Origin of the sequence: Aromatoleum aromaticum EbN1, assembly GCF_000025965.1 — a bacterium.
Taxonomy (GTDB): domain Bacteria; phylum Pseudomonadota; class Gammaproteobacteria; order Burkholderiales; family Rhodocyclaceae; genus Aromatoleum; species Aromatoleum aromaticum.
Genome location: NC_006823.1, coordinates 127,762 through 151,822 on the forward strand (window position 1 = coordinate 127,762; position 24,061 = coordinate 151,822).

A 24,061-nucleotide genomic window follows, 5' to 3' on the forward strand; every position below is an offset into this window, starting at 1 on the left:
TGAGCCCTCTAGCTAGCTTTCTTGCGAACCGCACGGGCTAAATGACGTACGCCTCCCCGAACAACCGCCACCCCCCGCCCCCCGAACGAATACCCCCAGAGGAGCTGCCAGAGCGTGGGGCTGGCCATTGGCAGCCAGATCACAGCCGCTTTCGCAGCGATGGTGTCTTGCTGTCGTAGAACCTGCTCGATGGCTTTCTTCTCGCGCCAATCGTCCCGGCCGCGGGCGCCCCAATACCGAAAGCTCTTCAGTTCAACGACAACGGAGGAGCCGTCCTTGGTAGCAATCAGATCGATGTCACCTCCTCTATGCAGCCGCTGCCCGAGGGCAACGGTGTACCCGTCTGACTCGAGCGCAGTTTTCGCCAACTGGCCGCACTTTGCCTCGACGTGCTGCCCGTGCTGACGTACCTGGGCTCGCCGGTGTTGATTCGCTGCCAGCACCGCGAGTGCGGCACATAAAATGACGTTAGCCTGAAGTCCAAGATCCACGACAGGGATCACGGCGTTGGCGGTCGCTGCCGTCAGAGCGCCAATAAATAGATTCCGTCTGCGCAGATTGTTGCGCCATGGCTCGAAAGCGGGTTTCTCTCGATTCAACCGAATCGCCTCCTTGTGACATTGCTTTGCCTTGCGCCCCCGAAGCGTCGCACAGCCTCCTCCCAAGTTATCCGAACCGCATTCCCAAGGCCTTTCCCCTGATTTTCATCCCACGCTTCGGCGATGACGAAGCGCTGCCAGAGAAGGCTTGTGCGCGAGTCGTAGATCGTCCCAGGTGGCCATTTCTCCATGATCCCCGTGCGCCGGCACAGCCGGACAAAGTGCCTGCACTCGGTCATCTCGGTATCAGGCTCTCCGATGGCGAAGTCGACAACCCATGCATGACCGGGATCATCTTCGCAAGGTGAGGATGTCCAGAACGTCGCCTTGGGGGTGTCAGGAAATGCGACTGGATCGATTGTTGGGCAGGCCTGGGTTTCATCGACGATGCTCAGCAACTCCTCCATCGTCGGCAGTCGCCATCCTTCGCGAACACCCTCAACTTCGGAAACAAGAACGAGGTCAGCCCTGTAGTCATTCATAGTTAAAAAACCGCGCGCGCGTTACGCCTGTGGATAACGTTTTGGATGCCGTGCTGGCATTGGGATCTAAAATTGCCAGCGTGGGTGATATAACGAATGGGGTGTGGGTGATATAACGAATCAATTCACAGGCACTGGCGCTTAAACGGGCTTCTTGGTCGCCAATTGGACATGCGAAAAGAGGCATCTTTTATTGAAAGGCCTCCCCTGATGCGAGCACTTCAACATCTGGCGCGATACCCCCAAAGGCCTCGAAAAGCTCGTTGACGATTCCTAGAAATTCTGTCACTGAGAATACAAGGTCCGAATCGAAAACCTCATCGGCTGTGCCTTCTCCTTCGGTCTTCCCATCGTTATCCCCGTAGTGGATTTTTGAGAATCCCAGGTCCTCGTCAGCGCTGCCGCAAGAGATGATGAATGACGTCGTTGATTCGTGGCGAAGGCCCAGTTTCACCGGCACTTTCCCCTCAAGAAGATGCTCGCGTATCTCGGGGCGGTCGAGCTCAAGCGCGGTGTACCGCACCTTGCTTTTCTCGTGCGTAAGCTCGCAATGCTCCCCGAGCACGAACCCACCATCGCACTCGTTGTTCAGGAGCCATTCAGTCATTTTCAGGCTTGGTGGCTGAACCGTTCGAAGCTTCCGAAATGAAGGTCGCATGCCTCGCTTCATGAAGCTGTCGGTGAAGACGCCATGAAAATCCTCTAGACACTTTGCCGAGGTGGTCAGGACGAGCAGCTGCTTCTTTGGGGGGATGAGAACGCCAAACGTCTGCTTGATGCGGGTCGGCGCTCCAGGCAGCAGCGACTCGTAGACCTGCTCCTTGAGTGCCTTTCGCTCCTTGCGCGAGGGGGGACGGCCTTCCCTCTTCGTGGCGTCGGCTTCTGCAGCGGCAAGCTTCTTCTTGACCGTCGAGGCCGGAACGATCTTGGTTTCCTTTGAAAGGGCGAGAAGGAAGATCGAGTCGACCGCATGCACCAAGGGGCCGTTCTCGAGTTCTCTCGGATTGACCCAGCCAAGATGATCGACATCGAGCTGACCGATGCCGCTGAACTTGCGGCTGGCCAGCACTTCCTCGAGCTCCTCTGGCGAGTGAGGACAGTCGCAGGAGAACACGAAGGCACTTCGAAGCAACATGAAAGCATCCGCTGAAAGAATTGAATACGATTCTAACCGGAGTTATTGGAATCGTTCTCCGCATCCCGCTAAGATACTGGTTATATGTACAGCAAAGGCGGTGCGATTTCACCTACGGATGCATGCATCTCCTACTCGCAGTATCAGCAACCTTGCGTCGCATGATCAAAAAGGAGATTCAGATGGATGAAGTGAGAAAGTCGATCTTCGACAACCTGTCGCAGATCCAGACATTCCCCTTTGAAGAAAAGAAAGGGAACCTGACGTACCTGTCCTGGGCGAACGCCTGGGGACTGGTGAAGAAGGCGGAGCCGGACGCCGCGTTCACCGTGGTGACGTTCGACGCGAACGGCATCAGGACCGAGGGGGGGCTGCCATACCAGAGAACCGATATCGGCTTCATGGTCTGGACTCGGGTCACCATCGCCAAGGTGACCCAAGAGTGCTACTTGCCAGTGATGGATCACCGGAACAAGGCAAAGCAGGTCCCGGACATCCTCGACATCAACAACACGTTGATGCGGTGCCTCGTGAAGAACCTGGCCCTCTTTGGTTTAGGCCTTCACATTTACGCAGGCGAAGACATGCCCTTCGGGATGCCGACACATGCTTCCGAGGTTGATCCTGAAACGGGAGAGATCAAGGAAACAACGAAAGTCCCTGTGGTATCGTCACAGTCGAAGGCAGGTGGTAACGGTACATCCTCAACCTTTGCTGCAGCAATTGCCCGTGTTGGGAAGTTGCAGGCGGCCGAGATGTCGAATGCGAAGCGTATGGCTCCCATGCTGTTCCAGGGGGCTGAGCTCGAACGGTACCAGGAGGCGCTAGCAGCGCGGGAGAAGGAACTCGCCTCGCCCGTGACCGCAACAGCAGCTACGAGCGCAGCGCCGAGCGGCTTGCCGATCTGATCGGCGCTCACCGCAGACTTCAATCGGCCCGTCACTGATAATCTTTCAGTGGCGGGTTTTTACGTTGACGGAGCTAGACGAACCTTGAAGAGCCAGAAGTTCGAGAAACTGGGGCGCGCACAAAAGCAATACCACCGGAACCACCCATGGGGCCTTTCAAGCAGCGGTCTGTACGTCCCGCACGACTACAGCGAGAAAACCGGTGCTGATCTTTCCTGGTGGGACGATGTCGGCTTCATCCTCAACAAGCGCCGCGTCATCGTCTGGTGGCAACACCCTCGCTACCTCTATTCGGAAGAGATTGGACGGCGGGCACGGGCGCTTGCAGGAGACGACCCGAGTGACGGTTGGCTCTTCGAAGGCGGGACGAAGAACTACAAGCAAGTGGGACGTTCGCGAAAGAGGCTCGTGAGCTACACGAGCAGGAAGCCGTCGGAAGCCCAGAAGCAGTACTACAGCGCGTGCAGGGAGATCGAGCAGCGCCTGACCGTCGAAGGGGTCGAGTTCGAGGTTGGGACATCCTGGAGCCGCGAGCGTTTGAGCTGGGCAACGGGCATCGAACTCATCGTTCCGCTCGAGGTGCGAGATGAAAAGGAACTGGCGGTTGTTGCGCAACTTGCCCGCAAACTACTTTTGGGGCAGACCACGCTCCATGCTGAGTTCCCGGGATACCGTTACACCAGAGAGCATTGGCTTGCAGAAAGGCAGGCTATGCCAGGTTGAGAAATGACCAACCGACGCATACACGGGGAACACTCTGAACGAATTGCCCGCGCTGTGGTTTGGTCCGAATCGTCACGGCCTCGCCTTCGTGCACCAGAGTACTCCGTTACTCACCGCGGCAACACCCACTCGATCCCCAGGCTGAACCTCCCCTTCGAGGATGATGGCAGACCAGGATGCTTTTTCGAACTCCGCAGTAACCGAGCCGTCCTCGCCGATCGTCAGGATGCTAGCGTAGCCCGAGCCGGGCAGCTGTCCTGAAAATACCTTCTTTAGGTACCGACAAGCACCAAAAGTAACCGTAAATAGCACAAAGATCAGAGCCTGGATTTCGATGCTGATCACCAGTCCTACGAGAACCAGTCCAGAGGTGAGCCCGGCCGCAACAGCAACCCAGCGCAACCCCTTGCGAGGCATGAACTGATCAATGAGTGCAAGTCCACCAGCGGCAAGCATCCACCAGTAGTCTGCAGGCAGATTGGAGAAGAATGTCATGGGGAAATGTGGTTAACGGTGCGTAAGCAAGACCATTTGATCTGCTCAAAGTCGGGGTGTTTGGGGGAGATAAGGTAGATCGTACCCTCAGCACAAACCGAGGACGAAGACACGGCAAGAAGTTGAGGTGGATTGTCGAAGAATCGACCACCAACTGCTTGCTCCTGCCCTGCCCGAACCTGCCTCAAGTCCAGCGGGGCGGATTGAGTGTCGGGAAGGCGTGCCTCGTGCAAGTACAGAGGCATGAGACAACGGCCGTTGGTGATCACCTCGCGCTCAAGCATGGCCAGAGCCGGATGCTCGAATCCATAGCAAGCCTGTTGCCCCGTTCGGTGCCAGCGACCGTGGTGGCGCCTGGCTTGCTGGAAACTGGCTGCGGACAGGCGCTTGTGCGGCGAGAGAAGAAAGCAGCGATTTGTGCTCACACTGGATCGCCATATAGCAATGCCGCCAGCACCTCTTCGATGAGCGCCCCGCCGTCTTCTGTAGCAAGCATGGAAAGTGGTGTATGTCCGCCAAGCCACCCTTGAGAAACCTTGAGCCAAGCTCGTGCTGCATCGCTTGATCCCAATGCTTGCGTCGCAAGGTGGTCGATTCTTACGAGCCTGGCCAGTCGTTCAGTCACAGAGGGGCTGAGCATCGCTGCTTCAGCGCTTAGTCTACGCACGCTGGCTGACGAGATCATCGCCATTGCGCAGATGTCATCGTATGTACAGCGAAACTCCCGGGACACCTCCCCGATTGCGCTGGCCGGGAGGCTCTTGCGAATCAACTCGATCCGGGTTCGGCGGTTCGCCGTCAGGACTGCCTTTCTGAACGCAGTCCACGCGCCCGTGCCACGCACCCCTCCAGCAGCGTCTTGCGTCACCGCATCTTCTTGATAAACCTTGACTATGTCATTCATAGCGATTGCCGAAAACTGCCAGTCTTGGGATGTTACAGCCCGACGTGGTAGGATACAAAGCAATCCTGACAGGAATTATAAGAAAACAGGGGATGTGGTCACCATACTTAACTGCACGTAGGTCTGCCCCTCGATGAAAAGACTGCTCTCACTTCTTGCGACAGGCTTCTTAGCCACGACACAAGTGGCCATCGCCAATGAAACAGAGATCGGAGATGGCGTTGTTCGCCCGGCCGCAGTCAGCCCGTTTGCACCCTCGATACGTGTCGCGTTCTCGCCGGGAGAAGCAGAAGCCGAAGTCTTCGACCTCGTACGTAAAGCTAACAAGAGCATTCGGATACTGACGACCTCTTTGGTCAACAGAGAGCTCGCCGACGAACTCTTGTTGGCCAAAAGTCGTGGGGTCGATGTTCGCGTCCTCTTCTCTGGTGCAAATAAAGACCAGAAGTCCTTTGTTATTGCGTTTCTAAAAAACGCAGGGGTTTTCGCCGCCTATGCATCGACACGACAAACACTGAACTCGAATTTCATTGTCACAGATGAATCTAATTCCCTCGCAGGAAGTGTCGATTATGCAAGCACCTCGTTTCGTCGGAATTATGAGACGATCATGATCGTCAAGAATCACCCCGATGCAGCATTCAAGCTCATGTCTGCTTGGGATGCACTCGCTGCTGAGGCAGAAGACCCCGCGTCGGTGCGGCAGAAACAAGGAGCCCCAGGATGACCCCAGCCTTCTCTTATGAAATGGTCGCTGAGGCGTTCATGAAGTGGTTTGAGACCCAAAATGGGGAGCGCATGTCCTCAGAAGAGGCGCGTTGCCGTGAGCGCATCATCTCGCAGATCAAGCGCTTCTACCCAAACGAAGAGCGACTCAGCCAAGATGCACATCAGCTTATCGCTGCGCTCATGAAGAGTCAGGGCGCGAGCGGCTCCAGTGGCCGCCTCGTCCACTAACCTCCCTTCAAAACAAATCCCAAAGAATCATTTCCGAGGGTTGATTCGTTTATATAAACGTGTAGAGTTCGACGCATCGCAGGCGAGCTTTCGCCGCAACGATGATCGAAATGGGAGAAATTCATGATCGAGAACTTAGACTCGTTGGAATCCGACTTCGAGGTCCAGCTGACCCCTGGCTCCGTCAAGACAGCCATGACCGCGGTTGACGCGAAGTCGCGGGATCTCTGGCAAGTACCTATCGAAGCGATACGGGTGATCCCCGGCTTTAACGTCCGAGTCAAGAACACCTCATATGACCAACATATTGAGGATTTGGCAGAATCGATCCTCCGCGAAGGCTTCAAGCCAGACAAGCCGCTGGCCGGTTATGTCTCTCAAGAGGATGGCGTCAACGTCATCAGTGTCGTTGATGGGCATTGCCGTCTCGAGGCGGTCCGCATAGCAATCTCTCGCGGGGCAGAGATCTCACGTTTGCCTGTGGTGGTGAGCCCCCCGGGAACCACCATGGAAGACCTCACCGTCTCCTTGGTCAGTTCGAATAGTGGCAAGGAACTCACGCCCTATGAGATCAGCATGGTTGTTCGAAGGCTGGTCAAGTTCGGATGGGAAACGCAGGAGATAGCCGCGAAGCTTGGCTTTACCCAGCGTTACGTCGCAGGCCTTCTTCAGCTTGCCTCTGCGCCTCTCGAGATCAGGAAGATGGTCATGGAAGAGCGGATCGCGGCGCGCATGGCGATTGATGCTATGCGTGATCATGGGGACAAGGCCCTCGCCTTCTTGCTGCGGGCTGAGAAACTTGCGAACGCTCGTGGCCAACGACGCGTGACAAACAAGTTCGCCCCCGGCCGCGCCTTCAAGAAGGCTATTACGAAAAATGCCCCTGTAATGGCAAAGGCGATCGAGGATCTGCGTCGCGATCCAGGGTATGCGGCCCTCGGGGACGAGGTTAAGGCTCAGATCGAAAAAGTTCTTGAGGCTTTCGAGCAGGCGCGAAAGAATGAAGCTGATGCCGAGGAAGAGGCAGAGGGCGCTTCCGAGCCAAGGCAAAACGATGAAGCCGCTTCAGGCATCCCTAATGATGCGGAAGATCTGTTCGCGGACTGATTCTGATGGACATCGAAACCTTCACGGTAGAACTCCCGGGTCAGTTGCTCACCGGTGCCTATGTGCTTGGCGCATGGCCTCGGGAGATCATCGAAGTGGAAGTGCCTTTCCAGCCACCCACCACGCTCGCGCTGGACATCTTCGAGATATCAGACAAGCGTCGAATCCTGGTCTGCACTGAGCTTGCTTGCAACCAGGGACGGAGCATCACAAACAGCTGGCCCGACTTGGCAGATCACCTGTTCAAGCTTTTGGGCGGACAGGAGACGCAGCTTGTTTTTATCGAGCACTATTGCGCCGTATCCTATCGAGACCGTGAGGTGCCAAGTACGTACGACCTTGTTGATCTTCGGTGGATCTCGGGTCACGCAAGTTTGCTAGGCTGGACGCGCCTAAGCAGCAAAGGATAGAAAAATGGGATACGGTCTAAATCATGACCAGGTAGAGCTGATGAAAGGCCCTACGCTTTCCTCATCACTGCCTGTCGTCTTTGACAACAGCGAGAAGATCGACGGCATCGTCATGCGCTGCCCAGAGTGCGATCGCACCGTCCCGGACGTCCTTGTCCGAGGTCGGGTGCAGCGGCCGACGGTGCATGTCGCGGTTGTCGACGCCGGGTGCTACTGTGAGCATTGCGACACCTTTGGCATGCAGACCCTGCGGTTCTACGACGACGGCCGGGCGATGTTTTTTAACGGTAAGGCCTGGAAAGAGTTCGATGCCGATCCGCCCAGCTTCTGGGATCGGGCAAAGCGATATTTCGCTCCTCGGCACAACATCTAACTGTCGCCACGCTCAGAAGAAGAATCGCCCGTCTAGCCTATAGACGGGCGATTTGGCATCAAGCATTGGACTAAATCAGGCAGCTTTTTCGAAAACGACCTCTGTCGGTGTGTTTCTGCGCACGACTACTGTCTTTGCCAACTTGTCGTGCCAGCCCTGTTTGCGGGAATCAAAAGCGCACCAGATTAGCCCCAGGCCAAGGGGAATGCACGCAAGCAAGTACCCGAAATACCTACCCACGTACTGACCTGGTGTCGCTGCCTCACCAGATGAGGCATCAACAATTCTCAGCCTCAATGCCATTTTTCCAGGCGTAGCCTGCTTCGCAATCCAGAACCAGAGTACCGCAGCCACAGGAGCGATCCAGGAGATCAGAATGTCGAAGAATCCCTGCGACAACTGCTCTGAGACAAAGTACTGGTCGCCGTAAACTGCGTAGAGAAGCGGCAGCGAGATCATTAGCCAGAGCAAAGAGTCGATCAAAAAAGCACCGAATCGAACCCAGAAGCCAGCGTAATGAAGGTCATTTGAATTTTGCACAATAAATTCCTCTAAACGGTAATCAAGAAACTTCACTTCAAACGAGAAGAAAGAACTAGAATTGAGCCGCTAATAGCGGAACAATGCGGGGTTCTCGGATGAAGATGCTCAATGAAAGCATCCGCCAATGGGAAACCGATACCCGGTACTACTGCGCCATGGTGGATACTGACCTTTTCGGACAGGTTGTCTTGAGGCGCTGTTGGGGCGGGAAAAAAAATCGGATGGGCGGAATGGCTAGTGATCCTTATGGGACAGTCGATGAAGCGCAGCAGGCGATGGAAGTGCTCGCGAAAGTTCGTAAGCAGCACGGCTATCGCCTATTGAACTGAGCTGAACTGGTCTATCAGCGCCTTACGGCTGCCTCCGCAACGTCCTGGACATACTGTCCTCGCGTGAAGCGATAGGTGGCCTTTTCAAGGGTGGAATACTTGTCGCCCTTGAGGCCTTCGTATGTCATCTCAAGATTCGCCACAGGTTGCCCCGGAACGGTGACGATGCTCAACGTGCCGCTGAAATCCATGCAGGCCCGGTTGAATGCTTCGAACTTCGCTGTCGGCCCATCGCACTTCATTTCCTTGTTGTGCGCGCCAGCAAAGATACGACCAGCCGGCGAAAAGGTCCCGTCAGCAACCATGAAGAGGTCAAGGAAGTGATCGGCCCCCTCGAAGTTGTCGATACGATTACGGACGATCATGAGGAGTTGGTCTGCAGAAACCCTTTCAAACTGGAAAGAGGTCTGAGGCGTGACTTCCCCACGCGTACCGTTCGTGAAAAGGTTGGGATTCACCACCTCCGGAACCCAGCGTTCGTCTTCGCCCATGCGAAAACTAACCAAACCGACCTGAGCGCCAACGTCCACTAGAGAATATGGCTCTTCCTTCTTGAAGAAGAAGAAGTGTCGGCGAACACCGTTGGTAATCAGTTCCTGCTCAAACCACACAGGCGGTAGAGACTTATCGACAGCGGCCATGAGTCGAGACGCGATAACGATGTGAGGCGACGGCTGTTTCGCCTGAATCAGCGTTGGCTCTGGGCAATCTTGCACAACGGTAGTCGGTTGGGGTGCGTCAGTATTGCTGAAAAGGGTGAGCGCGATTGCGCCCAGCGCAAAGCCCGCCGATACTGAGAGCAACGGAATGAGGTATGGAATCTTTCGGTTATTTTTCAATTTTCTTTCCTCGGTGTGTTTCTGAAGGAGAGGGTTTCAGGCTTGAAGAGAACCTTGACTGAGCCGATAGGGCCGTTTCGTTGCTTTGCAACAATCAATTCGGCTTCGCTTTCGGCTGATTGTTCTTCGGATTTCGTTGCGCCTTCGCGATAAAGGAAGATGATTACGTCGGCGTCTTGCTCAATCGAACCGGAGTCCCGTAGATCCGACAAGATTGGTCGCTGATTTGATCTGCGGTCGACGCTTCGGTTGAGTTGGGATACGGCAATAACCGGGACATTGAGCTCCTTCGCGAGCGCCTTGATCGACCGAGATATCCCTTGAACCTCAAGGTTACGCGTCGCGTTGTCGACTTCATCTGCGGTGGCCATTAACTGAATGTAGTCAACGATCACCAAGGCCAGTGATCCTGCTCTTTTGGCCGTTCGTCGGGCTCGAGCGCGCAGTGCGTTGGCGTCCAGGCGGGCTGAGTCGTCAATGTAGATGGGCGCTGCAGACAACTTTGCAAGTGAGCTCGCAAACACATCTTTCTCAACCGCAGAAATATTCCGGGTCCGTAGAGTGGAGTGCTTGATGCCCGACATAGATGAGAGCATGCGCAGGCTCAGCTGCTCCTTGGGCATTTCGGGTGAAAAGATAAGGACAGGAAGGCCACGTCTAAGACCAACCTCCTCTGCAATATTCAGTGCAAGTGTTGTCTTGCCGTGGGACGGCCGCGCACCAATCACAATAAAGTCGGCAGGACAAAGACCAAGGGTGATTTGGTCAAGTCCAGATAAACCGGTAGAAAGCCCTTGAAGTCCATTCGGCGACGGGACGGCCGTTGCATCGCGGAAAACAGCGCCTACGAAGTCTCTCGCAGGAACCGGCCCATCCTCCTGGCCAATTATCTTCCCTGTAACGCGAAGCATCAGTGCTTCGGCCTCATCGAGGATCTCTTCTGCTTTCTTGGTTCCGGGGTCGTGAATAGTCTGCAGGATTCGGTTACAGGCTGCGCCCAAGTGCCGCAACACCGCCTTGCTTCGTATGATTTTCGCGTACGAAGAAATGGCTGCCGTTGAGATTGCACCGTTGGCGACCTCCGCTAGGTAGGCAAAGCCCCCTGCTTGCTCAAGCGTACCTTTGGCGGCAAGAGAATCGGCAACCGTAATGAGGTCAACCGCCTTGTTTTGCGCATAGAGGTCGAACATGGCCTGATAGATCAGTCGGTGAGCCTGATCGTAGAAGTGCTGTACTTTTACGACGTCAATCACCCTGTCAAAGAACTGGTTATCGAGCAACAGCCCCCCGATCAGTCCCTGTTCGGCAGGAATCGAGTGTGGGGGCAATACTCCAGGCTGAACAGGCGGAGTGTTGTCTTTACGGCTCACAGCGCACCCTTTTGCGACTCATCTGTCCCGTTGAACGACAGAGTTGTGATAGCAACCTTGGTTGCTGCATCCCGCCCAAGTCGCGGATCGGTTTCCCACTGTCTCGCGTTTAGAAACTGAGCCGCAGTCGGAATCGTTCCAGCCTCCTTTCTTGCCCATTCATTGCTTAGTTTCCATTTCTTGAGACCGACTGTCAGTTGCTTGAAAAGAGCTTCATCATCATCAAAACCGATCAGACCCCAGACGGACCATGCTGCTTGAATGTCGGCTTGACGTGGGTAGGCTGCGATGAACTCAACAAAGCGGGGAGATTCGCGCGAGAGGATAGTGACACCAGAGTTGGAGAGTTTCTCCTCGATAAGTTTGTTCGAAACACGAATACGATTCCTCAGAAAAGTCCGAGGGTCGGTCCGGGGTCGAGCCGTAGGCTGCATGGCGACCTGTCGCGCCTGCTCGATCTCGGCCTTGATGTTGCATAACCGGAACTCATTCGCAAATGACTGGATTTCTTCCTCGGATGGAGCCCACCAGAAGATATGGTCTGAAGATCCGAAGGGGATCGATAGAAGATGATCCTGAGAGGAATTGGCAAAAAAGGAGTCCTGTTCGATCTGTTCTGAGCGCTTGGCTTTGGGCTTGCTGATCAAGCTTTTGAGACGTGGGTGATGGAGTTCGTCATCTTCTCGCACGAAAAAGCTCATCGCGATCTTGCCTGTCGCAAGCAGCTCCGGCTCACTTTTGGCGCCGATGATGCGCGCCAAGTGGTGAAGGTTTGCGCCTTCTGTCAAGCCGCTGTGCTTAGCTGGAAGTACGAAACCATTACTCTCAATGTAATGGTCCATCATGACGCGATAAACACCTTGCTCAAGCAAACTCAAGCCCGCGGTTTCATTGAGAACAGTTTCGGTGTCGTATTGATAGATCATGTTCTTGATTGAAGAGTGACAGACTTTCCGCTCTAGGATTTCTTAACCCAAGCGCTGATGTACGCGGCAACATCCGAGGCGAGGTAACGGGCACGAGGGCCGCGCCCGCTCCCCCTTGGGAGTTCCTCCCGCGAAATCCTTCTTACAGAGGCCGAAGAAAGTCTGAGCTCATCCGCGACTTCACTGGTCTTAAGAATCATCCCGTACCGCTCGACTAGCTCTGCCTCTATCCGGGCGCGGTCGTCGTCATCGCTCCTTTGCTTGGGGTGGCTTGGGCTAGTCATCGCATATAAACTGTTTGGAACTGTTGCGATTCTAAGCGAATTATTCATAACCCAGCTAGGCGAACAGTTAGAACACTGACGGAGAGTGCTTGACTGATACAAAGAACTATCGCCACGAAGTGCTCGTGGCCCTTCGGAATGCGCCATCCCCGATGCCCGTGCGCAAACTTCTGAGGCTCTTCCGACTGGCGAAGCCAACTAAAGCACTGAGGTCTGCCCTCTTTGAGCTTGAGCGGGAAGGAACGATCGTCCGTGGTGTAAGCGGTGAGAGCGTGATCTGGTTATTGCAGGGATAACCCCTCCTCCCTGCCCTGCCAAGAGGGGTTCAGTGCAGCGGCCCAGGAAGCAAGAACAGTGCAGCGAGCCTGAGCATCGAACCTATTGAGGACGCCGTGCTCCGCCGAGTCGTTCCTCTAACCCATACCAAGGAGTATGCGTTTTGAGATTTGACGACTTCTTCAGGTCTGGTAATCTGCAACCCAAGACGAACGAGTTGCCCTACTTGTTCCTCTGCCTCCAGGAGAAGGCTCCCAGATCTCCAACAGATACAGCAGCAGTCAGCGCTGCCATCTCCTTGAAAAAGGAACTGCCCCGGACCAGAGCGGGTGCTGACATCTGGTATACGATTTCCACGACATCAGTCGCCGATGTTCTCCTTGTAGTACTGCCCTTGCGCTGGGCAAGGTGGCGGCGCCCCAGCACTTACACACGGCATCAGTCGTCGATGCTCTCCTTGTTGGTAACTGCCCCCGAGCCGGGCGGGGCGACGACTCCCGGCACGAATTCTTGGCGTCAGTCATCGGCGCCCTCCTTGATGGTTGCTGCTCCCGCGTCGGGCGGGGTGATGACACCCGACACAGACACACTGCATCAGCCGTCGATGCGCTCCTTGGTTGACTGCTCTTGCGCCGGGCAGGACGACGGTACCCGGCACCCCCTCTTCTACAGCGTTCGCTTCAAGGCCTTGTCGGATGCGTAACCCCGATAAGCCGCTGCCGTTACGTGACGCGTTGCTCCGCTTCTTCCCTGCGTTCGATCCAACCGCCGCTGGCGAGCAGCATCCGATAGCACGCCTTTGCGCTCACATCGATCACATGAGCCACCTTCGATACGGGTGGGCCTCAACTGAGGATGCATTCGATGCTGAGATGGAGATGCTGTGCGATCTGCTGGACGAAGCCGAAGCACCGTATTTCATTCGGTACATTGTTTCCCGCGACATTCTCGTAGTCCCAGAATACTTCGCGAAGTGGTCGAAGCGAGTTCAGGGGCTTGGTATCGAGCTCTGCTACGGAGGCACTCAGGATCAGCGCTTTTGGGCAATCGAGACTTACTTCACAGGCGAAGGCAGCGCCCTGGTCGACGTCGGATGCGGGAAAGGTTTCTACCTTCTGCGCCTCGCCTCGCGCTACAAGCACGTCATTGGCTTCGAAGCCCAGGGGATGGAACGTGAGCGGGCGGCGCAAGCGATGGCGGCCGACGGGATTGAGCACGTGAGCCTCGAAGGCGCGTTCGGAAAGCAGCTTCTACCGGAGCACGCCGACGTCTTGCTCACCGAGGTCGTTGAGCACATCCCTTACTCGAAGGCGATCGAGCTGGTTCAGACGGTCAGTCGGCAGCGCCCAAGGCTCTTCGTGATCACCGCCCCAAACCGGGAGTTCAATCCGCACTACCGGATTGAAAAAGGGTTTCGGCATCAGGATCACAAGTGGGAGCCGACTCGTGCAGAGTTCGTCGAGTTCGTCCGGACCGCAACCCGTGGTCACGCCCTGGAGGTTCGGTTCCGCGCGGTCGGCGACAAGGTGCAAGGGGTGCCCACCTCGTTGATGGCCGTTGTCTCGTGCTGAGCTTTTCATATCGAACTTGCCGCATACCTTCCTTGCAGACCTAACTCAAGGAGATGAGCATGCCCGCACTGCTGATGCCGAAACATTCCTGGAACCTCCAGAAGAAGGCTGAAAAGCCGACAAAGCAGGTGTGCGCATTGCTGCGTCCTCCTGCTGCGTGACCCACAGAACCCGATCTTGCCTAGCGCTCGATCGGGTTCTTTTTTGAAATTGCTTCCGCATTTATCGCGGAAAAGCATCCCCGCGTTGGGAGGTGTTCCGCGCACATGGAGTATTGACCATGCCGGACATGGAACGACTGACTGACAAACTGATGCTCGATCTGGCGAAAACGCCCGAGCAGAAAGCCTATGCGAAGGGCTACATCGCCGGCAAGATCCGGGCACGTAAGGAGGTCGCAATCCTCGCGGCATTCTTGCCGGGTATGGCGCTGCTGGTGCTCGCCATTGTTGCCGTGCAACGGCTGTTCAGTCTTTAAGAGAAATCTGTCGTTACGATAGCCGGGTAACCGGCCGCACCATTCAAACCGCCCCAGGGACAAACCACCGTCCTCTGGACGGGTCTCTCAGGGCTTCAATCTGAGGAGAAAACGATGGTCTATAGCCAAGTGGTGCGGCAGGGACTTATTCTGCCGCACAAGCGCAAGTACACCATGGCCGATGTTGATAGCGTCAGGGTAGGCTCATTGTTTCACCAAGCGGGAACGTATTCGCGCAAGGAGGCCGCATTCATCGTGAAGTGTAGTGCCATCTTTCACGGTACCGACTATTCCAAGGCGGTGGGTGCGGTTGCGGCTTGAACATCTAGGAGAGGAAACATGAGCGAACAGAGTAAGAAATACGCCGTGTGTTGGGAAAACGACTGCGGCTATGGCACGGTGCCCGGCGTCAATTACCTTGGCCTGTCGACGTCAATTATCCTGGCCGGTGGAAGCGAGGCATGAGGGGTTCAGCCTTTCGGGTTTGAGGTTTGGGGTTTGCGTTGCTCAGAAGGGGCGAGCCCCTTCTGAGCAACGCGGCGACGGAAACTCTCCACGTTCATCTCGAAGATCGTGGCGTGATGCACCAGGCGATCGACGGCGGCCAGCGTCATGGCCGGTTCGGCAAAGACGTGATCCCAGCCGGAGAACGGCTGGTTGGCCGTGATGGCCAGGCTCTTGCGCTCGTAGCGTTCGGCGATGAGTTCGAACAGCACCGAAGTCTCGCCCTGATCGCGGCGGACATAGCTGAAGTCGTCGCAGATCAGCAGATCGAAACGATCGAGCTTGGCCAGTTCGGCCGGTAGCCGCAAATCCCGCCGGGCGGCTTGCAGCCGCTGCACCAGATCGCTCGTGCGGGTGAAGAGCACGCGGTATCCGCGTTCGACGAGCGCGTGGCCCAGGCTGGCAATCAGATGCGTCTTGCCCACGCCTGGCGGGCCGAACAGCAGGATGTTGGCACCTTGCTCGAGCCAGCTGTCGCCCTCGGCAAGCGCAGTGACGTGGGCTTTGGAGACCGTGGGCACGGCGGCGAAGTCGAACGCTGACAGCCGCTTGTCCGGCGGCAGGCCCGACTCGGCCCGATGGCGATCGATACGGCGCCGCTCGCGCTCATTCATTTCGTGCTCGCACAGTGCCGCCAGAAACCGCTCGGCAGGCCAGCCCTCGCGGTTGGACTGCTCGGCCAGGGCCGGCCACAGACGCTTGATGGTGGGCAAGCGCAGTTCGGTGAGCATCATCGGCAGCGTGACGGCCTCGACCGCGCTCATGCCGCCACCGCGAACAAGTCGTCGTAGGCCGACAGCGGCGGCAACGACACGGTGACCACCGGCATCGGTGTCTCGCGCGGTGCGAAGCGCTCCGCCAGCGCGTCCAGATCGGGTACGGCGTCCGCCTGCAGCACCTCGCCGAGCACCTGTGCCAGTTGCGCTTCACAGGCGCCGCGTGCGGCCAGATCGAGCAGACCGACCATGAGCTTGCACGCCTGGCGCTCGGGCAGTTTCTCGACGAGCCGCTCCCAGGTCTGCCGGTACTCGGTGCGGGGGAACATCTCGTCGCGCAGCGCCCAGCGGGCGAAGGCGCCGGGCTTGCGCTTGAGCGCGGGCAACAGGTGGCGGTAGTCGATCTGCTTGCCGCGTGGCTTGCCCGCCGGCACCGTCCCACGCACGCTCTCGAACACGGACACCCCGCCGAGCCAGCCCTCCAGGCGCTCCGGGTAGAGCCGGAACTGGAGCCGGTGGCCGATCAGGCGCGAGGGCACGCTGTAGAGCACGCGCCGTATGCTGACCGTACCGAACTTGGTCACGCGCGCCTCGATCTCCTCGTACTCGCTGGTGCGGCGAACCGGCAGCGCCTTGAGCTGGCTGCGCTCCTCGGTCAGCGGTGTCTGGATGCGTCGGTTCAGCCGTGCAACGACATCGGCGACGACGCGTTGGTAGTCGGCGACCGTGGCAAAGTCGCGATGCCCGCGCAGCAGCAATGCCTGATCGAGCGCGCCCTTGAGACTGCCCTGGCGCGATTCGATCGCGCCGTTCTCATGCGATTGCCCGAGATTGTTCCGCGTCGGACGCATGCCATAGTGCTGGCAAAGGTCTGCATAGCGGCGCGTGAGCGTTTCCGCTTCCGCCAAGTTATTGAAGGCGGCCGACAGGCTGTCGGTGCGGTGCTCCTCGGGCACGCCGCCCAAGGCCCACAGGGCGTTCTGCAGCCCCTGCGCCAGCGCGGCGAAGCTCTCGCCGCCGCACACGAGTTCGGCGTGGCGCCAGCCCGAGTAGGCGAGCGCGAACTGGTACAGGCGATGCTCGAAACGCTCACCGGCGATCGAGACGTTCAATTCGTTGCACACCGTGAAGTCGGACAGTGCCAGCCGCCCGGGCGGATTGGACTGGGCGAAGAAGACCTCCTTCTCCTGGCCATGCTCGGCCCGCCACATGCGAATCCGCCGCTGCAGCGTGCGCAACACGCCATCACCGAACACATCACCGTGCCGACGCTGCAACTCCTCGAGCAGCGTACGGCCCTGCAACCCCGGCTCGCGCGCGAGCAGCGGCAGCAACTCCTCCTCCCACACTCCCGCCAGCGGGTCGGCACGTGTCCTCCAGGTCCTCGGCCCACCCTGAGACGGCAACCCGTCTGCCTGCTCGATGCGTCGCGCCGAGCGCACGCTGATGCCCATCCGGGCCGCTGCGATCTGCTGCGTCGCCTGCCTTCTTGCTTCCGTGTATTTGCGCACTTGTTGGTCCGTGATCTTCCTGCCGGGCACTGAGCGCCTCCCAACGTCTGTCGTCAGAAGAGCACTCTATCCCTCGCTTCCGGACCTTCCCGGCTGCAGATCCAACCGGCCAAGATAGTTGTCGTCGACCGGCCAGGCTAATTGTCGCCGGCCAGGCACGGACTATTTCGCCACCCCGGAAGAGCGGGATGCCGAAATGGCGGCGATTCGGCGCACCGGGACCGACTCATGGCCGGTCGATTTGGACTGCCCAGGAAAAGGGAGCCGCGATGGCGATTGCTGAGGAGCTTCACATGCTTGATGACGGCACGGACGCTGAGCCGGTGTACCGGCTGCTGACGCCCGGCGATCTTATCCAGGCGGGAGACGAGTTCCTTCAGGCCGACGCTGTCACCTGGCTCAAGGGGGCACCGATATCGGTTGGCATGCGCTACATGCGCGTAATGCTCCCCGGGCGCCGTCGTGTACCGTCCAGCTAGCGACATCGGCACCATCTAGGAAAAGGGGTACGGCAAAATCACACGTTACGAGAGGAAATGACAATGGCTAACGCCCGAGTCAAAGAGTACAAGGTGACCTACGAAGATGGAACCAGTTCTCTTCAGCCCTTTACGGAAGCGCAGGCGGCTGACTTAGGTACTGTTCTGGAAGCGGGGGGCCTCAACATTGACGCCGCCTTCCGCCTGGTGGAACGGTGGAATGCCCAAGCAAATTTGCAGCGGAATGAGATGCGGTATTCGATTCTGCTCAGCAGCCTGCAAGGCTAAGTCGCACGTTACGATAACTCCACTTGAGTTGTCGAATATTCACTCACCCGAGGGGTTCAATCGCCCCTCCGGGCGAACTCCCTCTCCAGGCATTTAAGGAGATGAGAAATGCGCATGGAAGGCACTTGTGACTTCTGCGGCAAAGAGGGCGACTGGAACGCGGGTCTGTTCGAGAAACAAGCGGACGTGAAGGCTCGCCCAAATGACTGGGCGGCGCTGTTCCCGAGCAACGTCGAGCAACTGCCTCCGGGATGCAATTTTTCGGCGGACAGCTTGAAGCATCACTCCGTTGAAACCGCGTGCGCGTGCCCGAGGTGCGTTCGCACACCGAATGCAAGGTTCGTACCGCGTAAGCGGAATTCGAACGTGCGAAATCACGAAGCCTGGAAGCAAATTTTCATCCGCGACCAATGGGCCTACGATGACCTTCGGCGCGAGTTCAAGCATGACTGCTATCGGGCGGAGGATAACGATACCGCGCAGGTTGCGTGCATCGGCGCTTAGACTGACCAGGAAAAGGCAATGGCTACTCAGGCTGATGTGCTGCGCGAATTGGAAGCAATGCACGCATCTGGCATCAGGTCATTTCGCGCAAACACGCTCGCTGAGAGGTTGTGGCCAGATCAGCGCCGACAAAACACGAACGGCCAAGTTTTTCCGCTTGGGTCTGGTGTTGCTGGGCGTATGCTGCGCCGCTGCGCTGCAGTAATAGAGGTTCGGGAGTGCGAGTGGCAAATCATTCCTGAGCGGCTACCGAATAGCAACGACTGAGCATCAAGGGAGAGGAATCATGCTAACCGCCGACATCATTGGACAAGACCTTGCCTATTGGGTCGCCCGAGCGAACACGCAGGGCACTCCTCAGGAGCACAACATCTTGCGGCGTCACTATGGCGATGGCACCCCTACGCATGAGCCGTGCGATGAGGCGTCGATGCGTACATTCGTGGCCGCAAAGCGCGGCGACACGTTGCCGCCGCGTGCGGCGTGGCAGTAACCAGGAAAAGGCGCTCAAGCCGGATACATCAAGAGTGCTCAGGCCCTCGTTCGGCACGGCTTTGCGCGCTATTCAACCGAAACTGCCGCCTTGCTACGTACCCCACAAGGTCAGGCATATCTAAGCGAAGAGCACGCAACAAACCAACAACACAAGTGACCGCCAAACGCCGAAACCACAATTACCAGGGCTAATGAGAAACAACGCAGCACGTCAGGCGTAACGAGACCGCAAATCCGAGAAATCTTAGGTGGAGCTAAATCAGTGACAACGCTGCAAGACCTGAATAAGCATGGCGAATACTCAGCAAAGGCCCGAGAGCAAAATAGTAAGCTGAATTTGCCAACGCCGCGGTTCTACCCCGTAGCTTATTCGGGAACAATGGATCTGTATGGTTTCGAAGTCGCACTCCATTCGAAGAAGCCAAGCAGAACCATCACTACGGAACCCGAAGACACCGAACTTGAGCGGGAGCATGCTTCATTCATAGATTTATCAACCGTAAGCATGCTCCGAAACAAACTTCGAAAAAGTAGCAACCCGAAGCGTTACCGTATCTTTATAGATGTTTCCCATCATACGATTACTCATTCCGCCGGGGATTACATAATCGCGATGAGTGCCCTGGCAAGGGAGATTCTCAGAATCGTGATCAAGGTGGATGCAGAAGCCTGCAGCGCGAGCATTAACGAGTTCGCACACTTCTGCAACAAGTGCAAAGATCGGGAGATCTTTGTGTGCGTTGATCGCGCAGAAGAGATCACCGAAGCTGCAATGGAGGAGATCTTCGAAAAGTTCTCGCCTAATATGATTCGCATTAGCGGATCCTCTACCCTCAAACCACCAATTGCACAAAGCACTGTTAAAAGGGTATGCGCAATACTGGAAAACGCAAAAAAGCACGGCGCCACAGTGCTCGCCCACGGGATCGACAACACGCTACAGCGCAGGAATGCACAAGCACTCGGGGTACAGCTCATTCAGGGGCAAGCCGTAACTCGCCACATAAGTAACGGAACCGCAACAGTCCATACGGCAAATACCTGAATCCGTGTTGTCTTCAGCGCGTACCCGCTCCGCGAGCCCCAGCGCATGATTTTTCTGCTGCCTGACTCCCAATCTCAGCTCACCGCAGCCCCGAGCGCCGTCCTTTCACGGCCCGGAGCGCCGGTGAGCCGGGCTTCCGGCGGGGGCGCTACGTCATTTTCCTGCTCCCGCGCGGCCGTCGCCCTTCCGCCGCTGCGAAATAGCCTCGATTCGGAGAATTCAGTCGCCGGCTTCGCATCACGGCGAAGCCACCACACACAGCCGCGCCTGCACCGTGGTGAACACCTTCACATGCGCGGCGACGCCGCGCCCGAAGTCCAGCACCAGGCGGCGAGCGTGTTCGACGAACTTCGCCGCCCGGTACATCACCTCCTGCAACACCGTCTTGATGCGCCGGCGCTTGGCCGGGTGGCGGATCGGCGAGAGCTCGCCGGTCAGCCCGAGCTGCCCGATCAGGCGCAGGCAGTTGTAGGCGAATGCGGCCAGGTGCACGACCGCGTCGTTGGTGTCGAACTTGCCCGAGGGCAGGCGCTCGAGGTCCAGGTCGGTCTTGATCTCGGAGTGGAACTGCTCGTGGGTGCCGTGGTGCTTGTAGAGCTCGATCACATCGGCCATCGGCACATCAAGGCTGGTCCACCAGCCTTCGATCTCGATCTCGGGGGCCAGCAGGTGCTGGCCCTTCTTGTCGATCGTGCGCTCGGTCACCCGCACCACCAGACGCAGCGTGCGCTTGGCCTTCTTCCAGGCGCGCTCCACCTGCAGATCGAGCAGTCCCACGCGCTTGCCCGCGCGGACCTCCTCGAAGACGCCGGCGGCCTCGGCGCGGGCGACCCAGGCGGCCTTGTCCTGACGGCGCGGATTCCACTTGGTGAGGTAATCGAACGAGCGCTCAAGACCGGCCCAGCGCTCGCGCTCGGCCGCCAGCGCGAACAACAGCCGGGCGCTGTCGAAGCCGCTGTCGGCGCGCCACAGCACCTTCGCGTCCGCGGCGCACACGCGCTCGAGACGCGGAAAGACCCGCTCGAAGAAATACTCCGTCTCCAGTGCCGAGTGGTGCGAACCCGCGCGCAGCTCCAGGCCGAGGTTCCAGCCCTCGTTGCCCAGGTACAGCGCGATCGGCGTGTAGCCGTCGACCCCCTGGTAGGTGCGGCTGACCGCCTCCTTCTTGGTGTCGGAGTTATCCATCACGAAGGTATCCATGTCGGCGCACACGTAGCCCTTGTGCGCCGTGATCGGCGCCTCGGTGCGCTCGAGCAGGCGCAGGCTCAGCTCGTCGGTCAGCTCGCGCAGCTCGGCCGCGCGGGCATCGAGCCGTTGGCGCATCCACACGCTGCCGGGCACCTTGGCGAGCCCGAGCGCTTCCTTGAAGAAGCGATCGCTGCGAAACGGCTCGATCGCCTCGAAGTCGCTCTTGCCCAGGCTCAGCAGCCCCACCATCGACTTGACCAGGTCCGAGGTGCGCATGCCCTGCGACACCGGCAGCCTCGGGTCGATCACCGCCTCGACCTGTGCCGCCTGGCAGCACTGCCCGATCAGTGCCAAGCCCGAGTAGGAGGTCAGGTTGAGCTTGGCGGATTGCTTGACTTCGAAGCGCGGCATGGTCGGTTGGGTGAATGAGTCGGATGCGTAATTGTACAATTACATCAATGTGTTAGGCTGGATTTCCGGCTAAGCGAACACGGATTCAGGAAATAGCACTGTTCGTAGTTCGGAATCCAGATTCGCTGCGAGTACTTGACAGGCGCGGCGAGTCACCGTAACGCACATTCAAAGGAGGAGTCATGGACACACTCGAAGCGCAACCTACCTCTGCTAGCGATTTCTTGACACACTTCGGCCTCAAACTGGCCAACACCGCGGAACTCCTAGAGTCCGCATACAAGATCCGCCATCGAGTCTACTGCGAGGATCTTGGATTCGAGAAGCCGGCAACCGAGCCACTCGAATACAACGCCGCCGACGCTCACAGCGTCCATGTGCTCTTGCATCTGAATGATGCTGAGAAAACACCCATTGGCTGCGTTCGAGTGGTCTGGCTGAATGAGCAACGTGGCTATTCCACATTGCCTCTCGAGACAGTGTGCGGCCAACTCGATCTCCCCCCAGAACGGCCTCGTTCGGCGATCGGAGAAGCATCCCGTTTAGCGATTGTGCGCGAATACCGCCGTCGCAAAGGGGATCTCGGCCGATCGGAAAGTGACACCCCAACAACCGAAAGCCGTGCGGAGCGCAACTTCCTACTCCCTACTGCTCTAATGCTCGGAGGGTTAGCGTGCGCCCATCACATGCAGATCTCACATCTTTATCTGCTTGTGGAAAAGCGAATGGCCATTCATTTGCGTAAAATTTCCGTCATTCGGCAGGTCGGCGAAACAGTCACTTTTAACGGAGCGCGAACTCCGTATGAGCTCGATGTGCAGAGGACGATCATGGGTCTACCGTTCTCGTTCTTGCCGCTGTGGTCCAACGCAAGCAATGCCACTGCCGCTCTAAGGAATCGTGCAGTCGTCGCACCGTAGCACGTGCTCGAGCGCTCGAAAGCCGGCAGAACCGACGGCGCGGCAACACATTAGAGGGCGCCTCGAAAAACCTCGTCCCGCCCACTCTTGGTAAAATTACAGCGTCCTGAATCCTGCTGTTGCCTGCACCGATGAAACCGCGTAGCGCTATCAAGACTGACCTGTTCGCTGACGAACACCACCGCAAGAAGCTCGACTCGCTGGGCGACCCGCTGGCCGACATCGAGTTGCACATCGACTTTGCGGCGCTGGCCGCCGAGGTCGATCGGGTCGCACCGCGCACGGTCAGCGCGCAAGGCGGCCGTCCGCCTTACCCGACGGAGACGATGGTTCGGATCCTGGTGCTCAAGCGCCTGTACAACCTGTCGGACGAGCAGATGGAGTACCAGCTGCTCGACCGCATGAGCTACAAACGCTTCTGCGGGCTCGCGAACGCAGCCAATATTCCGGACCGCACCACGGTGTGGACCTTCGAGAACCGGATCGGTGAGCTTGGCGCGAAGGCGCTCTTCGAGGGCGTCTCGGCGCAGCTGCTCAAACGGGGCTTCATCGCGCGTGGCGGGCAGATCATCGACGCCACCTTGGTGCCTGCCCCCAAGCAGCACAACAGCCGAGGGGAGAAGGCGCTGATCGACCAAGGCGCGATGCCTGCCGACTGGAAGCCGGCCAAGCGCCGGCAGAAGGACACCGACGCCACCTGGACGAAGAAACACGGCAAGAGCCACTTCGGCTACAAGCTGTCGATCAACGTCGACAAGAAGTACAAATTCATCCGCACGCTCGAGACCGACACGGCCAGCACGCACGACAGCCAGCACTTCGACAACGTCTTCGACACGAGCAACACGAGCCGCGACGTCTATGCCGATCGCGGCTATCCGTCCGAGGAGCGGGCGGCCTGGTTGAAGGCGAACGGCTTTCGGAATCAAATCCAGCGCAAGGGACAACGCAACAAGCCGCTGTCCGAATGCCAGCAGCGGCGGAACACGCGCATCGCGCGGACGCGAGCGCGGGTGGAACACCCGTTCGCGGCCATCGCGCAAATGGGCGGCAAGTTGATCCGAACCATCGGCCAGGCGCGGGCGAGCTTCGCGATGACGATGATGGCAGCCTGCTACAACCTGAAGCGGCTGACGTATTTCCAGAAGGCCGGAATCGTGGCCTTCTGACGCCCGAAATGGGCCGAATCGCCGCTGCCCGAGGCGATTCTGTTAGTTACAACGGTCTTCGCAAAAATTGGCGGCAAAGGCTACGTATCCTACATCGCTGCATGCAAATAACTACAGCGATT

The 24,061-nt window shown here is 57.8% G+C and carries 32 protein-coding genes; 19 read left to right on the forward strand and 13 right to left on the reverse strand.

Annotated features, from left to right (window positions below; genetic code table 11):
* Window positions 1–8: 8 nt before the first annotated feature.
* From EBN1_RS21325 to EBN1_RS21335, 3 genes are all read right to left on the reverse strand, one after another.
* Window positions 9–599 carry a PDDEXK family nuclease gene (locus EBN1_RS21325; RefSeq protein ID WP_011254753.1) on the reverse strand — a complete coding sequence of 197 codons (591 nt, stop codon included), beginning with the start codon at window positions 597–599 and terminating at the stop codon, window positions 9–11.
* Entirely contained in the window at window positions 596–1,081 is a 486-nt protein-coding gene (locus EBN1_RS21330; protein ID WP_083783040.1) for an Lcl C-terminal domain-containing protein, read from the reverse strand. The genes EBN1_RS21325 and EBN1_RS21330 overlap by 4 nt, the downstream gene beginning before the upstream one ends.
* Window positions 1,082–1,271: 190 nt before the next feature.
* The gene (locus EBN1_RS21335) at window positions 1,272–2,216 is read right to left on the reverse strand and encodes a recombination-associated protein RdgC (protein WP_011254750.1); all 945 of its coding nucleotides are present in this window, start codon (window positions 2,214–2,216) and stop codon (window positions 1,272–1,274) included.
* 182 nt (window positions 2,217–2,398) lie between these two features.
* On the opposite strand from EBN1_RS21335, the gene EBN1_RS21340 reads away from it, so the two are divergent.
* Together EBN1_RS21340 and EBN1_RS21345 are read left to right on the forward strand one after the other, a co-directional pair.
* Complete coding sequence (locus EBN1_RS21340) at window positions 2,399–3,124, forward strand: Sak single strand annealing protein (protein ID WP_011254749.1); 726 nt, start codon at window positions 2,399–2,401, stop codon at window positions 3,122–3,124.
* A gap of 84 nt (window positions 3,125–3,208) precedes the next feature.
* Window positions 3,209–3,847, forward strand: coding sequence for a hypothetical protein (locus tag EBN1_RS21345; RefSeq protein WP_011254748.1), 639 nt, complete (start codon window positions 3,209–3,211; stop codon window positions 3,845–3,847).
* Between the two features lie 72 nt (window positions 3,848–3,919).
* Here EBN1_RS21345 and EBN1_RS21350 read toward each other — a convergent pair whose 3' ends face one another.
* From EBN1_RS21350 to EBN1_RS21355, 3 genes are read right to left on the reverse strand one after another with little or no spacing between them, the layout of a single operon-like run.
* A complete protein-coding gene (locus EBN1_RS21350) occupies window positions 3,920–4,342 on the reverse strand; it encodes an NfeD family protein (protein ID WP_011254747.1) in 423 nt (140 codons plus the stop codon).
* Window positions 4,339–4,866 carry an RES domain-containing protein gene (locus EBN1_RS23020; protein ID WP_422103736.1) on the reverse strand — a complete coding sequence of 176 codons (528 nt, stop codon included), beginning with the start codon at window positions 4,864–4,866 and terminating at the stop codon, window positions 4,339–4,341. Before EBN1_RS23020 ends, EBN1_RS21350 begins: the two co-directional genes overlap by 4 nt.
* Complete coding sequence (locus tag EBN1_RS21355; protein ID WP_048704501.1) at window positions 4,764–5,246, reverse strand: antitoxin Xre-like helix-turn-helix domain-containing protein; 483 nt, start codon at window positions 5,244–5,246, stop codon at window positions 4,764–4,766. The genes EBN1_RS23020 and EBN1_RS21355 overlap by 103 nt, the downstream gene beginning before the upstream one ends.
* A 133-nt stretch (window positions 5,247–5,379) precedes the next feature.
* On the opposite strand from EBN1_RS21355, the gene EBN1_RS21360 reads away from it, so the two are divergent.
* The 5 genes from EBN1_RS21360 to EBN1_RS21380 all read left to right on the forward strand — a co-directional run bounded on the left by EBN1_RS21360 (window position 5,380) and on the right by EBN1_RS21380 (window position 8,093).
* A complete protein-coding gene (locus EBN1_RS21360; RefSeq protein WP_011254744.1) occupies window positions 5,380–5,973 on the forward strand; it encodes a phospholipase D-like domain-containing protein in 594 nt (197 codons plus the stop codon).
* The gene (locus EBN1_RS21365) at window positions 5,970–6,203 is read left to right on the forward strand and encodes a hypothetical protein (RefSeq protein ID WP_011254743.1); all 234 of its coding nucleotides are present in this window, start codon (window positions 5,970–5,972) and stop codon (window positions 6,201–6,203) included. Before EBN1_RS21360 ends, EBN1_RS21365 begins: the two co-directional genes overlap by 4 nt.
* A 123-nt stretch (window positions 6,204–6,326) precedes the next feature.
* On the forward strand, window positions 6,327–7,310 hold the full coding sequence (locus EBN1_RS21370; protein ID WP_011254742.1) for a ParB/RepB/Spo0J family partition protein: 984 nt from the start codon (window positions 6,327–6,329) through the stop codon (window positions 7,308–7,310).
* Window positions 7,311–7,315: 5 nt separating this feature from the next.
* Complete coding sequence (locus EBN1_RS21375) at window positions 7,316–7,720, forward strand: hypothetical protein (protein ID WP_011254741.1); 405 nt, start codon at window positions 7,316–7,318, stop codon at window positions 7,718–7,720.
* A gap of 4 nt (window positions 7,721–7,724) precedes the next feature.
* Window positions 7,725–8,093, forward strand: coding sequence for a hypothetical protein (locus EBN1_RS21380; RefSeq protein ID WP_011254740.1), 369 nt, complete (start codon window positions 7,725–7,727; stop codon window positions 8,091–8,093).
* Window positions 8,094–8,168: 75 nt separating this feature from the next.
* Here the strand turns inward: EBN1_RS21380 and EBN1_RS21385 are convergent, their stop codons facing one another.
* Complete coding sequence (locus EBN1_RS21385) at window positions 8,169–8,669, reverse strand: RDD family protein (RefSeq protein WP_049780403.1); 501 nt, start codon at window positions 8,667–8,669, stop codon at window positions 8,169–8,171.
* Between the two features lie 62 nt (window positions 8,670–8,731).
* Here EBN1_RS21385 and EBN1_RS21390 point away from each other — a divergent pair, with 62 nt between their 5' ends.
* Complete coding sequence (locus tag EBN1_RS21390; RefSeq protein WP_041647841.1) at window positions 8,732–8,965, forward strand: WGR domain-containing protein; 234 nt, start codon at window positions 8,732–8,734, stop codon at window positions 8,963–8,965.
* A 14-nt stretch (window positions 8,966–8,979) separates the two neighbouring features.
* Here the strand turns inward: EBN1_RS21390 and EBN1_RS21395 are convergent, their stop codons facing one another.
* Genes EBN1_RS21395 through EBN1_RS21405 form a run of 3 tightly spaced genes read right to left on the reverse strand, consistent with a single transcriptional unit; the run spans window position 8,980 to window position 12,100 of the window.
* The gene (locus EBN1_RS21395; RefSeq protein WP_011254737.1) at window positions 8,980–9,804 is read right to left on the reverse strand and encodes a hypothetical protein; all 825 of its coding nucleotides are present in this window, start codon (window positions 9,802–9,804) and stop codon (window positions 8,980–8,982) included.
* Window positions 9,801–11,174, reverse strand: a complete 1,374-nt coding sequence (gene dnaB, locus EBN1_RS21400; protein WP_011254736.1) for a replicative DNA helicase — start codon at window positions 11,172–11,174, stop codon at window positions 9,801–9,803. The genes EBN1_RS21395 and dnaB overlap by 4 nt, the downstream gene beginning before the upstream one ends.
* Window positions 11,171–12,100, reverse strand: a complete 930-nt coding sequence (locus EBN1_RS21405) for a DUF1376 domain-containing protein (RefSeq protein WP_041647843.1) — start codon at window positions 12,098–12,100, stop codon at window positions 11,171–11,173. The genes dnaB and EBN1_RS21405 overlap by 4 nt, the downstream gene beginning before the upstream one ends.
* A gap of 1,255 nt (window positions 12,101–13,355) precedes the next feature.
* Here EBN1_RS21405 and EBN1_RS21410 point away from each other — a divergent pair.
* The 4 genes from EBN1_RS21410 (at window position 13,356) to EBN1_RS21425 (ending at window position 15,174) form a co-directional block, all read left to right on the forward strand.
* Complete coding sequence (locus tag EBN1_RS21410; RefSeq protein WP_157866775.1) at window positions 13,356–14,231, forward strand: class I SAM-dependent methyltransferase; 876 nt, start codon at window positions 13,356–13,358, stop codon at window positions 14,229–14,231.
* A 280-nt stretch (window positions 14,232–14,511) separates the two neighbouring features.
* Window positions 14,512–14,709: a hypothetical protein gene (locus EBN1_RS21415; protein WP_041647847.1), complete on the forward strand. Its 198-nt coding sequence runs from the start codon at window positions 14,512–14,514 to the stop codon at window positions 14,707–14,709.
* Between the two features lie 114 nt (window positions 14,710–14,823).
* Entirely contained in the window at window positions 14,824–15,030 is a 207-nt protein-coding gene (locus tag EBN1_RS21420; protein ID WP_011254729.1) for a hypothetical protein, read from the forward strand.
* A gap of 18 nt (window positions 15,031–15,048) precedes the next feature.
* A complete protein-coding gene (locus tag EBN1_RS21425; RefSeq protein ID WP_011254728.1) occupies window positions 15,049–15,174 on the forward strand; it encodes a hypothetical protein in 126 nt (41 codons plus the stop codon).
* Window positions 15,175–15,179: 5 nt separating this feature from the next.
* Here the strand turns inward: EBN1_RS21425 and istB are convergent, their stop codons facing one another.
* Both istB and istA read right to left on the reverse strand, forming a co-directional pair.
* The gene (gene istB / locus EBN1_RS21430) at window positions 15,180–15,977 is read right to left on the reverse strand and encodes an IS21-like element ISAZo16 family helper ATPase IstB (RefSeq protein ID WP_011254727.1); all 798 of its coding nucleotides are present in this window, start codon (window positions 15,975–15,977) and stop codon (window positions 15,180–15,182) included.
* Window positions 15,974–17,470, reverse strand: a complete 1,497-nt coding sequence (istA, locus tag EBN1_RS21435) for an IS21 family transposase (protein WP_011254726.1) — start codon at window positions 17,468–17,470, stop codon at window positions 15,974–15,976. The genes istB and istA overlap by 4 nt, the downstream gene beginning before the upstream one ends.
* 239 nt (window positions 17,471–17,709) lie before the next feature.
* Between istA and EBN1_RS21440 the strand changes: the two genes are divergently transcribed.
* The 5 genes from EBN1_RS21440 to EBN1_RS21460 all read left to right on the forward strand — a co-directional run bounded on the left by EBN1_RS21440 (window position 17,710) and on the right by EBN1_RS21460 (window position 20,251).
* Window positions 17,710–17,919, forward strand: a complete 210-nt coding sequence (locus EBN1_RS21440) for a hypothetical protein (RefSeq protein ID WP_041647848.1) — start codon at window positions 17,710–17,712, stop codon at window positions 17,917–17,919.
* A 63-nt stretch (window positions 17,920–17,982) separates the two neighbouring features.
* Window positions 17,983–18,207: a hypothetical protein gene (locus EBN1_RS21445; RefSeq protein ID WP_011254724.1), complete on the forward strand. Its 225-nt coding sequence runs from the start codon at window positions 17,983–17,985 to the stop codon at window positions 18,205–18,207.
* A gap of 108 nt (window positions 18,208–18,315) precedes the next feature.
* Window positions 18,316–18,711, forward strand: coding sequence for a hypothetical protein (locus tag EBN1_RS21450; RefSeq protein WP_041647850.1), 396 nt, complete (start codon window positions 18,316–18,318; stop codon window positions 18,709–18,711).
* Window positions 18,712–18,997: 286 nt separating this feature from the next.
* On the forward strand, window positions 18,998–19,204 hold the full coding sequence (locus EBN1_RS21455; RefSeq protein WP_041647852.1) for a hypothetical protein: 207 nt from the start codon (window positions 18,998–19,000) through the stop codon (window positions 19,202–19,204).
* 264 nt (window positions 19,205–19,468) lie between these two features.
* On the forward strand, window positions 19,469–20,251 hold the full coding sequence (locus EBN1_RS21460; RefSeq protein WP_011254720.1) for an EAL domain-containing protein: 783 nt from the start codon (window positions 19,469–19,471) through the stop codon (window positions 20,249–20,251).
* Window positions 20,252–20,488: 237 nt separating this feature from the next.
* On the opposite strand, the gene EBN1_RS21465 is transcribed toward EBN1_RS21460, so the two are convergent.
* Window positions 20,489–21,850, reverse strand: coding sequence for an IS1380-like element ISAzo40 family transposase (locus tag EBN1_RS21465; RefSeq protein ID WP_011254719.1), 1,362 nt, complete (start codon window positions 21,848–21,850; stop codon window positions 20,489–20,491).
* 182 nt (window positions 21,851–22,032) lie between these two features.
* Here EBN1_RS21465 and EBN1_RS21470 point away from each other — a divergent pair, with 182 nt between their 5' ends.
* Both EBN1_RS21470 and EBN1_RS21475 read left to right on the forward strand, forming a co-directional pair.
* On the forward strand, window positions 22,033–22,770 hold the full coding sequence (locus tag EBN1_RS21470; protein WP_011254718.1) for a PEP-CTERM/exosortase system-associated acyltransferase: 738 nt from the start codon (window positions 22,033–22,035) through the stop codon (window positions 22,768–22,770).
* A 131-nt stretch (window positions 22,771–22,901) separates the two neighbouring features.
* On the forward strand, window positions 22,902–23,939 hold the full coding sequence (locus tag EBN1_RS21475; protein WP_041647856.1) for an IS5-like element ISAzo41 family transposase: 1,038 nt from the start codon (window positions 22,902–22,904) through the stop codon (window positions 23,937–23,939).
* Window positions 23,940–24,061: the final 122 nt, after the last annotated feature.

Coding starts and splice junctions, on each gene's coding strand:
- EBN1_RS21425 (WP_011254728.1), top strand. CDS start 15,049: ATGAGCGAACAGAGTAAGAAATACGCCGTGTGTTGGGAAAACGACTGC.
- EBN1_RS21465 (WP_011254719.1), bottom strand. CDS start 21,850: ATGCCGCGCTTCGAAGTCAAGCAATCCGCCAAGCTCAACCTGACCTCC.
- EBN1_RS21440 (WP_041647848.1), top strand. CDS start 17,710: ATGGCGATTGCTGAGGAGCTTCACATGCTTGATGACGGCACGGACGCT.
- EBN1_RS21405 (WP_041647843.1), bottom strand. CDS start 12,100: ATGATCTATCAATACGACACCGAAACTGTTCTCAATGAAACCGCGGGC.
- EBN1_RS21390 (WP_041647841.1), top strand. CDS start 8,732: ATGAAGATGCTCAATGAAAGCATCCGCCAATGGGAAACCGATACCCGG.
- EBN1_RS21380 (WP_011254740.1), top strand. CDS start 7,725: ATGGGATACGGTCTAAATCATGACCAGGTAGAGCTGATGAAAGGCCCT.
- EBN1_RS21415 (WP_041647847.1), top strand. CDS start 14,512: ATGCCGGACATGGAACGACTGACTGACAAACTGATGCTCGATCTGGCG.
- EBN1_RS21475 (WP_041647856.1), top strand. CDS start 22,902: ATGAAACCGCGTAGCGCTATCAAGACTGACCTGTTCGCTGACGAACAC.
- EBN1_RS21450 (WP_041647850.1), top strand. CDS start 18,316: ATGCGCATGGAAGGCACTTGTGACTTCTGCGGCAAAGAGGGCGACTGG.
- EBN1_RS21370 (WP_011254742.1), top strand. CDS start 6,327: ATGATCGAGAACTTAGACTCGTTGGAATCCGACTTCGAGGTCCAGCTG.
- EBN1_RS21355 (WP_048704501.1), bottom strand. CDS start 5,246: ATGAATGACATAGTCAAGGTTTATCAAGAAGATGCGGTGACGCAAGAC.
- istB (WP_011254727.1), bottom strand. CDS start 15,977: ATGAGCGCGGTCGAGGCCGTCACGCTGCCGATGATGCTCACCGAACTG.
- EBN1_RS21455 (WP_041647852.1), top strand. CDS start 18,998: ATGCTAACCGCCGACATCATTGGACAAGACCTTGCCTATTGGGTCGCC.
- EBN1_RS21470 (WP_011254718.1), top strand. CDS start 22,033: ATGGACACACTCGAAGCGCAACCTACCTCTGCTAGCGATTTCTTGACA.
- EBN1_RS21375 (WP_011254741.1), top strand. CDS start 7,316: ATGGACATCGAAACCTTCACGGTAGAACTCCCGGGTCAGTTGCTCACC.
- EBN1_RS21350 (WP_011254747.1), bottom strand. CDS start 4,342: ATGACATTCTTCTCCAATCTGCCTGCAGACTACTGGTGGATGCTTGCC.
- EBN1_RS21365 (WP_011254743.1), top strand. CDS start 5,970: ATGACCCCAGCCTTCTCTTATGAAATGGTCGCTGAGGCGTTCATGAAG.
- EBN1_RS21335 (WP_011254750.1), bottom strand. CDS start 2,216: ATGTTGCTTCGAAGTGCCTTCGTGTTCTCCTGCGACTGTCCTCACTCG.
- EBN1_RS21360 (WP_011254744.1), top strand. CDS start 5,380: ATGAAAAGACTGCTCTCACTTCTTGCGACAGGCTTCTTAGCCACGACA.
- EBN1_RS21445 (WP_011254724.1), top strand. CDS start 17,983: ATGGCTAACGCCCGAGTCAAAGAGTACAAGGTGACCTACGAAGATGGA.
- EBN1_RS21420 (WP_011254729.1), top strand. CDS start 14,824: ATGGTCTATAGCCAAGTGGTGCGGCAGGGACTTATTCTGCCGCACAAG.
- EBN1_RS21330 (WP_083783040.1), bottom strand. CDS start 1,081: ATGAATGACTACAGGGCTGACCTCGTTCTTGTTTCCGAAGTTGAGGGT.
- EBN1_RS21410 (WP_157866775.1), top strand. CDS start 13,356: ATGCGTAACCCCGATAAGCCGCTGCCGTTACGTGACGCGTTGCTCCGC.
- EBN1_RS21340 (WP_011254749.1), top strand. CDS start 2,399: ATGGATGAAGTGAGAAAGTCGATCTTCGACAACCTGTCGCAGATCCAG.